The organism is Eggerthella lenta DSM 2243 (assembly GCF_000024265.1).
Taxonomy (GTDB): domain Bacteria; phylum Actinomycetota; class Coriobacteriia; order Coriobacteriales; family Eggerthellaceae; genus Eggerthella; species Eggerthella lenta.
In genome coordinates, this window is the sequence record NC_013204.1 from 2,733,415 (window position 1) to 2,745,028 (window position 11,614).

At 66.2% G+C, this 11,614-nt stretch carries 8 protein-coding genes; all 8 read right to left on the minus strand.

The window, feature by feature from the left end; all coding sequences use genetic code 11:
• Positions 1 to 36 precede the first annotated feature (36 nt).
• The 8 genes from feoB to ELEN_RS11705 all read right to left on the minus strand — a co-directional run bounded on the left by feoB (position 37) and on the right by ELEN_RS11705 (position 11,558).
• Positions 37 to 2,583, minus strand: a complete 2,547-nt coding sequence (gene feoB / locus ELEN_RS11670) for a ferrous iron transport protein B (protein ID WP_015761096.1) — start codon at positions 2,581 to 2,583, stop codon at positions 37 to 39.
• Positions 2,584 to 3,188: 605 nt separating this feature from the next.
• Complete coding sequence (locus ELEN_RS11675) at positions 3,189 to 3,563, minus strand: VOC family protein (RefSeq protein WP_015761097.1); 375 nt, start codon at positions 3,561 to 3,563, stop codon at positions 3,189 to 3,191.
• 15 nt (positions 3,564 to 3,578) lie between these two features.
• Complete coding sequence (locus ELEN_RS11680; RefSeq protein ID WP_015761098.1) at positions 3,579 to 4,985, minus strand: uracil-xanthine permease family protein; 1,407 nt, start codon at positions 4,983 to 4,985, stop codon at positions 3,579 to 3,581.
• A 103-nt stretch (positions 4,986 to 5,088) separates the two neighbouring features.
• Positions 5,089 to 7,089, minus strand: a complete 2,001-nt coding sequence (locus ELEN_RS11685; protein ID WP_015761099.1) for a YgiQ family radical SAM protein — start codon at positions 7,087 to 7,089, stop codon at positions 5,089 to 5,091.
• A 102-nt stretch (positions 7,090 to 7,191) separates the two neighbouring features.
• On the minus strand, positions 7,192 to 8,124 hold the full coding sequence (locus tag ELEN_RS11690) for a DUF4013 domain-containing protein (protein WP_015761100.1): 933 nt from the start codon (positions 8,122 to 8,124) through the stop codon (positions 7,192 to 7,194).
• A 238-nt stretch (positions 8,125 to 8,362) separates the two neighbouring features.
• The gene (rplL, locus tag ELEN_RS11695) at positions 8,363 to 8,740 is read right to left on the minus strand and encodes a 50S ribosomal protein L7/L12 (protein ID WP_015761101.1); all 378 of its coding nucleotides are present in this window, start codon (positions 8,738 to 8,740) and stop codon (positions 8,363 to 8,365) included.
• Positions 8,741 to 8,830: 90 nt separating this feature from the next.
• The gene (rplJ, locus tag ELEN_RS11700; RefSeq protein WP_015761102.1) at positions 8,831 to 9,352 is read right to left on the minus strand and encodes a 50S ribosomal protein L10; all 522 of its coding nucleotides are present in this window, start codon (positions 9,350 to 9,352) and stop codon (positions 8,831 to 8,833) included.
• Positions 9,353 to 9,632: 280 nt separating this feature from the next.
• Entirely contained in the window at positions 9,633 to 11,558 is a 1,926-nt protein-coding gene (locus ELEN_RS11705; protein WP_015761103.1) for a hypothetical protein, read from the minus strand.
• Between the last annotated feature and the right edge of the window lie 56 nt (positions 11,559 to 11,614).

The following is an 11,614-nucleotide window of genomic DNA, read 5'->3' on the forward strand; positions in this document are numbered from 1 at the left end:
AGGCTCCACCGGCGCCCCCGGTGGAGCCGACCCGGCCTACCGCGCCCGCGCGTCGGCCTCCTCCTCGACCTCGACCGCGCCCGCTTGCGTGCAGCCGTCGCAACCGTCGCATGACGCGCCGCAGCCCAGCACGGCGCCCGGCGCGCGCCGCTTGCGCGCCAGGCGCCGCGCCGCGAGCACCGCCAGCACGGCGACGGCCGCGCCCAACGCGAGCGTCAGCACCCCCGCCGGGCCCTCCTCCAGCGACAATCCCACGCCGCGCACCGCGAACGCCGCAACCCACGCCACGCCCAGCTGCCCGAACGCCATCCCGAGCGCCCATCGGCCGCCCAGCTCGCGCTTCACCGACGCGATGGCCGCGATGCAGGGCGTGTACAGCAGGCAGAACACCAGCAGGCCGAGCGCCGCGAGCGGCGTGATGGCCGCCACGAGCGTGGCCGTGCTGCCGAACAGCACCGACAGCGTGGACACGACGCTCTCCTTCGCCATGACGCCCGTGACGAGCGCCGTCGAGATGCGCCAGTCGTCGAAGCCGAGCGGCGCGAACACCGGCGCGATCCAGCCGGCCACCACGGCCAGCATGCTGTCCTGCGAGTCCGCCACCACGTTCAGCCCGAAGTCGAACGTCTGCAAGAACCAGATGACGATCGTGGCCAGGAAGATGATGGTGAACGCGCGCTCGAGGAAGTCCTTCGCCTTCTCCCACAGCATCTGCGCCACGTTGCGCGCGCTGGGCATGCGGTAGTTCGGCAGCTCCATGACGAACGGCACCGCCTCGCCCGAGAACATCGACGAGCGCATGAGCAGCGCCACGAGCACGCCCACCGCGATGCCGCCGAAGTACAGGCCCACCATCACCGCCGCCCCGTTCGCCGGGAAGAACGCCGCCGTGAAGAACGCGTAGATGGGCAGCTTGGCCGAGCAGCTCATGAACGGCGTCAGCAGGATGGTCATCTTGCGGTCGCGCTCGGACGGCAGCGTGCGGCTGGCCATGACCGCCGGCACCGTGCAGCCGAAGCCCACGAGCATGGGCACGATGCTGCGCCCCGACAGCCCGATGCGCCGCAGCAGCTTGTCCATGACGAACGCCACGCGCGCCATGTAGCCGGAATCCTCCAGCAGCGACAGGAAGAAGAACAGCGTGACGATGGTAGGCAGGAAGCTCAGCACGCTGCCCACACCGTTGAACACGCCGTCGATGATGAGCGATTGCAGCACCTCGTTCACGTGCGCCGCCGCAAGCCCCGACGCCACCACGTCGGTGAGCGCCGTGATCCCGCCGTCGAGCAGCTCGGACAGCCACGCCCCCACCACGTTGAACGTGAGCCAGAACACGAGCGCCATGATGGCGACGAACGCGGGGATGGCCGTGAAGGGGCCGGTCAGCAGCTTGTCGATGCGCGTGCTGCGCGCGTGCTCGCGACTCTCGGTCGGCTTCACCACCGTTTGCTCGCACACGCGGCCGATGAAGCTGAACCGCATGTCGGCGATGGCCGCCGCGCGGTCGAGGCCGCGTTCGGCCTCCATCTGGCAGATGATGTGCTCGAGCGCGTCCTTCTCGTTCTGGTCGAGGTCGAGCCGATCGAGCACCAGCTGGTCGCCTTCGGCCAGCTTGCTCGCGGCGAACCGCGGCGGGATGCCCGCGCGCTCGGCATGGTCCTCGATGAGCGCCATGATGCTGTGCAGGCAGCGATGGACGGCCCCGTCGTGCTCGTCGGGCGCGCAGAAGTCCTGGCGCACGGGCGGCTCCTGGAACCGCGCCACATGCAGGGCGTGGTCCACCAGCTCGGCCGTGCCCTCGTTCTTGGACGCCGAGATGGGGATGACGGGGATGCCCAGCAGCTTCTCCATCTCGTTCACGTGGATGGTGCCGCCGTTGCCCTCCACCTCGTCCATCATGTTGAGGGCCAGCACCATGGGCATGCCCAGCTCCATGAGCTGCATCGTCAGGTACAGGTTGCGCTCGACGTTCGTGGCGTCCACGATGTTGACGATGCCGCGCGGGCGCTCGTCCAGCAGGAAACGGCGCGTGACCACCTCCTCGCTCGAGTACGGCGACATGGAGTAGATGCCCGGCAGGTCGGTGACGAGCGCCTCGGGATGGCCCTTGATGCAGCCGTCCTTGCGATCCACCGTCACGCCGGGAAAGTTGCCCACGTGCTGGTTCGAGCCGGTCAGCTGGTTGAACAGCGTGGTCTTGCCGCAGTTCTGGTTGCCCACGAGCGCGAAGGTGAGCGGCGTGCCCTCCGGCAGCGGGTTCTCGCCCGCCCGGTCGTGGAACTTGCCGCCCTCGCCCAGGCCCGGATGCGGGACGGGCTTGCCCGACGCGCGGCTCTCCCGCACGTCGGCGCCGTCGCGCACGTCGTCGATCTCGATGTTGCGCGCGTCGTCGCGCCGCAACGTCAGCTCGTAGCTGTGGATGCGCACCTCGATCGGGTCGCCCATGGGCGCATGCTTCACCATGGTCACGTCGACCAGCGGGATGATGCCCATGTCCAGAAAATGCTGTCGAAGCGACCCCTCGCCGCCCACCGCGGCCACGGTTGCGGTTTTCCCGATAGGAAGATCGTTCAGAGTTGTCAACGCGTGTCTCCTCGCGTCGGCGGGACGACCCCCTCGTCCTGCCGGCTTGCTCGTCTTTTGTCCGCACCCATGGTACCGCGAAACCCCGCGCGAAGCACGGGAAAGTTGCCCATGGCGAACGCGGGCGCGCGCCGGCCGCGGCGCAACGCGAGACGCCCGCGTCGTGCGCAGGCGCAGCCGAATGTTTCACGTGAAACATTCGTTCGTATGAGGGGTGCGGGACAAAAGGAAAAGCGGAGGGAAAGGGGGGTTCCCTCCGCTTGCAAGCGCGACGGATAGCCAGACGAGAGGAGCTTCCGCCGCCGGGTCAGCAGACTGTTTCGAAGGCTTCGCGAGAATCGAACCGCTGTGGCATCGCCACCCGAGTTTCAGTTCCTTCGATCGCTTCGCTTTCGATGAAAGTTATATTAGGCTAACAACTCATCGTGCGCAATATAAGTTAACCTAGGCATACAATTTCTTCACAATCGCCGGGAAGGGGCCCTCCCCCTACGACAAGGGCCCGCGTCCTTGCGGACGCGGGCCCCCGGTCGCACCGGCGCCGTCGAACACGGCGGAGCCGGCGCGACGTGCGGCGTGCGGCGCAGCCGCGCGCGTGCGAGCGCCTACTCGGACCAGTCGTGGATGACGGCCTCGATGTTGTTGCCCTCGGGATCGTACACGAACGCGGCGTAGTAACCCGGATGGTAGTCGCGCGGGCCGGGTGCGCCGTTGTCCGTGCCGCCGGCGGCCAGCGCCGCCTCGTAGAACGCGGCCACCGCGGCGGCATCGGCCGCGCGCAGCGCGAGGTGCGTCGGGACGGCCTCGGCGCCCTCGGGCAGCGGGGCCACCCACACGTCGCCGGGCTCGCCCTCCACCAGCAGCTGCATGCCGCCGGGGTATTCGATGCCCTTCACGTACCCCAGCGGGGCAAGCGCGGCCTCGTAGAACGCCTTGGCCTGCTCGACGTCCTTCACCTTGATGCTCACATGGTCGATCATTGCGTGCTCCTTTCGTCAGCCGTTCTGCGTGCTCAACTCTTCGAGATTACCTTCCAACGGCAGCGGGCCGTCCATCTCCTCGTCTTCCGCGTCGCTCGCGCCGGCCACGTCCTCGTGCCCGGGGAGGATCATGTTCAACACGATGCCCACGATCGATCCCACGGCCAGGCCCGACAGCGAGATGGTGATCTCGCCCACCGGCACCACGATGGCGCCGGCCGTGCTGTACGCGATGCCCAGCGACAGCACGAGGATGAGCGCCGTGATCAGCACGTTGCGGCTCTTCATGAAGTCGACGTGGTTCTCCACGAGGTTGCGGATGCCCACCGCCGAGATCATGCCGTACAGCACGAGCGACACGCCGCCGATGACGCAGGCCGGCATGGCCGCGATGACGGCAGCGAACTTCGGGCAGAACGAGAACGCGATGGCGAACAGCGCCGCCAGGCGGATGACGCGCGGGTCGAACACCTTCGTCAGCGCCAGCACGCCCGTGTTCTCGCCGTACGTCGTGTTCGCCGGCGCGCCGAACAGCGACGCGAGGATGGTGGCCAGGCCATCGCCCAGCAGCGTGCGATGCAGGCCGGGCTCGGCGATGTAGTTGCGGTTGCAGGTGGAGCTGATGGCCGACACGTCGCCGATGTGCTCGATCATCGTGGCGAACGCCAGCGGCATGATGGTGATGATGGCCGTGATGGCCAGACCCGCGTCGAACTGCGCACCGAAGATGGAGAACACCGTATCGTTCCAGGTGAACGGCATGCCGATCCACGCCGCCTCAGCAACGCCCGTGAAGTCCACGACGCCCGCGGCGGACGCCACGACGTACGACCCCACCACGCCCAACAGGATGGGGATGATCTTGATCATGCCCTTGCCCCAGATGTTCGCGATGACGATGATGGCGATGGCCACGAGCGCGATGGGCCAGTTCGTCGACGCGTTCGTGATGGCCGAGCTGGCCAGGATGAGGCCGATGGAGATCACGATGGGGCCGGTGACCACGGGCGGGAAGAAGCGCATGACGCGCGTGGGCCCGAACACCTTGAACAGCGCCGACAGCACGAGGTACAGCAGACCCGCGCACGCCACGCCCAGGCAGGCGTACGGCAGCAGGTCGGCCTCGCCGTTCGGCGCGATGGCCGCGTAGCCCGCGATGAACGCGAACGACGAGCCGAGGAACGCGGGCACCTTGCCCTTCGAGATGAAGTGGAACAGCAGCGTGCCCACGCCCGCGAACAGCAGCGTCGCGGAAACGGACAGGCCGGTCAGCGTCGGCACCAGGATGGTGGCGCCGAACATGGCGAACATGTGCTGCAGCCCGAACACCGCCATCTTCGGCTTGCCGAGCTTCCGTGCGTCGTAGATTGCCTCGGGACTGTCTTGAGCCCCCATCGTCGGCGTCGCTTTGCCCTCGCTCACGTGGTACCCCTTGTCTGTCGAGCCTTCGCCTACCGGCCGCCCGACCCAGGAGCACCCGGGCTGACCAGTAGTATTTTGCCACAACATGGGGCGCCGTGCAGCATCAATGCCGACGGGGCGCCTTACTTTTTCCGCGACGGCCGTCGGAAGCGCCAGCGCCCGAGCGCCCGCCCTGGGGCTTCGTCGGGGACGAGGGCCGGGGCTTCGCACCAGCTTGGGGCTTCGCACCGGTTTTCGGCTTCGCACCGGCCCGGGGCTTCGCGCCAGCCTCGCCCTTGCCCTTGTCCCTGCCGCCGCCCTGCCCCTGGGGTCGCAGCAGGCACGTCGGCCCGAACCCCACCAGGTCCATGCGTCCGGCGCGGCGCAGCGCCTCCAGCACGAGCTCGCGGTTCTTCGGATCGCGGTACTGGATGAGCGCGCGCTGCAGCGCCTTCTCGTGCGGGCTCTTCGGCACGTACACCGGCTGCATGGTGCGCGGGTCCACGCCGGTGAAGTACATGGCCGTGGACATCGTGGAGGGCGTGGGATAGAAGTCCTGCACCTGCTCGGGCATGTAGCCGAGGTCGCGGCAGTACTCCGCCAGCTCGATGGCCTCGTCGAGCGTGGAGCCGGGATGCGACGACATGAGGTACGGCACGAGGTACTGCTTCTTGTCCAGCTGCTCGTTGACGCGCGTGAAGCGCTCGGAGAAGCGCTGGTACACGAGGTTGCGCGGCTTGCCCATCACCGACAGCACCGCGTCCGACACGTGCTCGGGCGCCACCCGCAGCTGGCCGCTCACGTGGTAGGCGCACAGCTCGCGGAGGAACGCGTCGCCGTGCTCCTCGTCGGCCAGCGCGAAGTCGAACCGGATGCCCGAGCGCACGAACACCTTCTTCACGCCCGGCAGCTTGCGCAGGCGGCGCAGCAGGCCCAGGTAGTCGCCGTGGTCGGCGTTCAGCTGCTTGCAGGGCTCGGGATACAGGCAGCGTTTGTTCGGACACGCGCCCGCTTTCAGCTGCTTGGCGCACGCCGGGGCGCGGAAGTTCGCCGTCGGGCCGCCCACATCGTGGATGTAGCCCTTGAAGTCCGGCTCCTCGATGATGGCCTGAGCCTCCTCCACGAGCGAGTCGTGGCTGCGCACCTGCACGATGCGCCCCTGGTGGAACGTGAGCGCGCAGAACGAGCACTCGCCGAAGCAGCCGCGGTTGCTGGTCAGGCTGAACTTCACCTCGCTGATGGCCGGCACGCCCCCGGCCTGCTCGTACATCGGGTGGTACGTGCGCGCGTACGGCAGCCGGTACACGGCGTCCATCTCGCTTTCCGTGAGCGGCGCGGCCGGCGGGTTCTGCACGACGAACTCGTGGTCGGAATAGGGTTCCACGAGGCGCTTGCCGGTGAACGGGTCGCTGTTTCGGTACTGCACGGCGAAGCTGCGCGCGTAGTCCAGCTTGTCGGCCTGCAGGGCGGGAAACGACGGCAGCGTCTCGGCGTCGTACACATGCTCGAGCGAGGAGGCGCGGAACACCGTGCCGTCGATGAACGTGAGGTCCTCGATGGCGAGGCCCGCGTTCAGCGCGTCGGCGATCTCGATGACGGAGTGCTCGCCCATGCCGTACGACACGAGGTCGGCGCCGGAGTCCAGCAGGATGGAGCGCTTGAGCTTGTCCGACCAGTAGTCGTAGTGCGCGAGCCGCCGCAAGCTGGCCTCGATGCCGCCGAGGATGAGAGGGGTCTTCTTGTACGTGCGCCTGATCAGGTTGCCGTACACCACGGCCGCGTGGTTCGGGCGCTTGCCCGCCTCGCCGCCCGGAGAGTACGCATCGCTGCGGCGGCGCTTCTTCGCCACCGTGTAATGGTTCACCATCGAGTCCATGTTGCCGCTCGACACGAAGAACCCCAGCCGCGGCTCGCCGAACACGGCGATGCTTTGGGGGTCGTTCCAATCGGGCTGGGCGATGACGCCCACCTTGTAGCCGTTCGCCTCCAGCAGCCGGGTGATGATGGCCATGCCGAACGAGGGATGGTCGACGTACGCGTCTCCCGACACGAACGCAAAATCGACCCGATCCCAGCCGCGCTCCAGCATCTCCTCGCGCGTCACCGGCAGAAACGCCGTTTCCATGGCCCATCCTCCCATCTTGTTTGCGCTTCGAGTCTACCCTATACGCAAAGAACCACCGAGGCACAATGCCCCGGTGGTTCAAAATCGCACAACAACGAAAGGCTAGCCCTGCGCGGGCGGCTGCCCGGTGGGCGGCACGTGCGGCGGCTGCTGCACGGGCGGATAGCCCGCCGCGCCGGCAAGCTCGAAGGGCATGGGGTCGTCCTGGCCGCGCCATGCGGGCACGTCGAACTGGCGCGTCCAATAGCCCAGCGCGCGCACGATCATCATCTCGACGAACACGTACATGCCCGTGCTCAGGATGCCGCACAGCACCGCGAACACGAGGATGATGCCGCCCGTGGCGAACACGATGGCCCAGACGGCGGCGCCGGGATGCGACGACTGGATGTTCAGGTTGCCGCCCGTCATCGCGAAGCCGATGAACAGCCCGATGAGCACGAGGACGAATATGAGGATGGACACGACGATGCCGATGACGACGGCCAGCACGATGGCCATGCCGAGGATGCGCAGCAGGCCGCTGAAATCGTGGCGGATCATGGCCCAGACCTTGCCGAACTGGAAGCCGGCGCCCAGACGGCCGTACACGCTCATGCGCATGGAGCCCACCCACGAGAACAGCGTCGCGAAGAACGAAGCTGCGATGATGAGCAGGGAGAATATCATCGTGGACAGACCGACGAACATGAACAGGCCGCCGTGCCCCCGTCCCGACCAGGCGGTGCCCATGCCGGTGATGGCACCCCACACCGCTTCGAGGATCCACGGCGCCAGCATGCACACGAAGCCGATGACCATCGCGAAGAAGCCGCGGCTGTACAGCTTGCCGTCCTCGTTGCCGAAGATGCGCTTCGGCAGGGGTCCGTGCACGTTCCAGGCGATGTCGCGCGCCCACCCGTACAGGTAGCCCAGCACGACGAGCCAGCCGAAGATGGGAATGAGGCTGAGCAGCGACAACAGCACGAGCTTGCCGAACCAGCCCGGGGAGTTCTTGATATCCTGCCAAGCGGCGTTGAAGTAACCGGTTTGCATAGTGACCTTCTTTTCCTTAGCGTTTGGCACCCACTATAAGCGCGCACCCCCGCCAGCGTCCGTTTCGTTGCCATTCCGTCAGTAAGGTGAAGCGCCTGCCGCAGCGGCGCGGAGCACCGTCCGGGGCCAGGGCGTTTCCGCGCCAAAGCTCGGGCACCCAGACAGCGAGCGACCCCCAGAATCTGGGGGTCGCTCAGCGTCAGGCACGTTCGACGGTCGTCAGACCAGCGAACGGAAGTTACTTGATGGTGACGGCAGCGCCGGCTTCCTCGAGCTTGGCCTTGATCTCCTCGGCCTTCTCCTTGTTCACGCCCTCCTGGATCGGCTTCGGGGCGCCCTCGACCAGCTCCTTGGCCTCCTTCAGGCCCAGGCTCGTGATCTCACGGACAACCTTGATGACGGCGATCTTGTTGTCGCCGAAGCCCTCGAGCACGACGTCGAACTCGGTCTTCTCCTCGGCGGCAGCGCCACCCTCGGCAGGAGCGGCGGCGGCCACGGCCACGGGGGCGGCGGCGGAAACGCCAAAGGTCTCCTCGATGTCCTTCACCAGTTCGGACGCCTCGAGCAGGGACATCTCCTTGAGGGCCTCAATGATCTCTTCGCGAGTAACAGCCATGTTAGTTCCTTTCAAAGTGGTCGGATCTCATCCGACCGGTACGTTTCAGCTTTCGGTTAGGCAGCGCTCATCACGCTGCCAGCGCTGCGTTTAAGCAGCTTCTTTCTGGTCGGCCACAGCCTTCGTGACCTGAGCAAGACCGCTCGGCACGCCGTTGAGGGCAACAGCGAGGCCGCGAGCGACACCGGAAATGGCGCCGGCGATCTGAGCCAGGAGCTCTTCGCGAGACGGGAGAGAAGCGATGGCCTCCACCTGTGCGGCGGACACCTGCGCGCCTTCCATCAAGCCACCCTTGATCTCCAGGTTCTTGTTGGTCTTGGCGAACGTCTTCACGGCCTTGGCAGCCGCAGCCACATCGTCGCCGGCGAACACGAACGCGCTCGGACCCGCAAGCATGTCGTCGAGCGTGGGCAGGTTCGACTCCTCCAGGGCGATGTGCATGAGCGTGTTCTTGTACACCTTCAAGCTCGCACCGGATTCGCGGATCGCCGTACGCAGCGCCTGGATGTCCTTCACCGTCAGACCGCAGTAGTCGACCACCCACACGGCGGAAACGCCGTCCAGGTCGCCTTTGATCTTCGTGAGCATCTCTTGATTCTTTGCGTTGGGCATGTAGTACACCTCCTTCTTCTCAAACTCGGGTTCCGCCCCTCGCGGGTGGGAATCGTCGCTTGAAAACAAGAAACGACCCCCCGCCGTCTCGTGACAGCAGGGGGTCGTCAAAGCGCGAAACTTATCAGAACCACCTCGGCGGGCCGCATTCCTGCGATTAAACCTCATCGGTACCAGCTGTCTTGGGCAGCGGAACAAACTAAACAACTCGCTTATTCTACCCTACCCAAAACGAATGTCAAGCGTTTTCCACGCGCCACGCCAACACCGTGACGCCGTCCTACGCCGCGTCTCCCTTGGCGTCGGCCGTCGCGTCGGCTTCCTTCGCGGTTTGCTCGGCAGCCTTCTCGCTCGTACCCGCCTTCGAGCTATCGAGGATCTCCTCGACGGGGTTCGTCGGCTCGGCTTCCACGTACGTGAACGAGATGGTGTCGCCTTCCTTGTACCCGACGATCTCGATGAGGCCGGGCAGCGCGAAGTCGTAGATGCCCTCGCCCTCGTCAAGCGTCACGTAGAAGTGCGAGTTGCCCTCCATCACCGCCTGGGCGATGGTGGAGATGGTGCCCTGCATCTCAAGCGATCCGGTGTCGACGCCCTCCTCGGTCAGCACGCCGTTCGTGGCGAGCAGCGCCTGGTAGGCCTTCTGGCACTCGGCCACCGTGTTGCCCACGGCCACGTTCTGGTAGCGCTGGATGTCGAGCATGGCGAACTGCTTCACGAGGCCCGCGTCGTCCTTGAGCGCCATGAAGTACGTCGGCTGCCCCGACACGTTGATCAGCAGCGGGAACGTTGCCTGGTAGCGCAGGTTCTGCACCTGGCCCTCGGCCGACTGCATGGCCGAATCCTCGGTCGCGCCCGACACCGAGTAGAAGTGCGACTCGGCCGTGCGCTGGTTGATCAGCACGAAGCCCACGATGGAGTTGTCCGCCGTGGCCGAGGTGACGCCCGTGTACACCCACACGTCGTCGTCCTTGGCGATGTAGTTGTACCCCAAGTTGCCGTCGGTTCCCGGCGTGGTCTGCACGACGTTGCGCTGGCCCAGCACCGAGTTCAGCCAACCGTCCTTGTACTTGCCCGACCAGTTGTACTGCTCCAGCAGCAGGTCGGTGGGATAGGCGTGATCCACCCACTGCGGCACGTCTTCGATGGCCAGGTCCTGCGTCTCGCCCGTGGTGGCGTCCACCATGACCACGCGGCTGATGGTGGTGCCTCCGAACAGGCCGATGGTACGCGACTGCACCGGGCAGATCCACCACGGGTGGCCGTCGTCGTCGATCTCGAACGACTTCTGGTCGAACATGTAGAACGGGTAGCTCAGCTGCACGTGGCGGTCGATGTTGCGCGCGAGCGGCTCAGACTCCGAGTAGTAGATGGGGCTGTCGTCGAGCCGCACGATCTCGGCGTCCTGCGTCGTCATGTTCACGAGCGCATACGCCGGGATGCCGCCGTCGCGGTTCGTGAACCACTTGAACAGGTCGGCGTACGCAAGCGGGCTCACGCGCACCGGGGCGTTCTGGTAGTTGATCTGGCTGTACAGCGGCGAGATCTCGAACTGGCTGACGAAGTCGGGGATGGAGCCCATCTCGCGGTTGCCCAGCAGGATGGCCGAGCTGCGGTCGATGACCGGGATCTCGGAGTAGTTGACTTCCTTGATGTCGTCGGCGAACGTCTCCGTCTCCGTCTGCAGCACGTTGGCGTACTTCGCCGCGTTGCCCGGGAAGATCGACAGCGACGCCACGGCGCCGATCACGCCGATCACGGCCACGAGCACCGGCAGGTACGATGCCCACTTGAACGCCTTGGCCTTGCCCGCGTTCGACTCCACCTTGCTCGTGCCGTTCTTGTAGCTGTACGACCGGCTCCAGAACAGCAGGAACAGCGGCAGCAGGATGAACACGGCCACGAACATCCACGTATCGGTCGAGTGGATGTTGATGGGCGGATGGAACCACCAGTAGGCCCCGAGGCCGACGAGGATGATGACGATGGCGGCCACGATGAGGGCGCGTTTGCCCCACGAGGCCATGCGGTCGGCGAACGGGATCTCCACGTTCACGTGCGGAGGCTGAGCGCCGCCGCCCCCGCCTCCGGCGCGTCCTGCCCCGCCCGACGGCGCTTCATGGTCGGCATCGAACCGACCGTCCACGTTTACCCCTGATTGTTTGAGCGCTTCGATCAGCGCATCGAATCCGGATGTCTGTTTCACGGCATCCCTTCCCAAGCGTACCGATAGTTAAAGTATCCAGTATACGACAAAGCGCC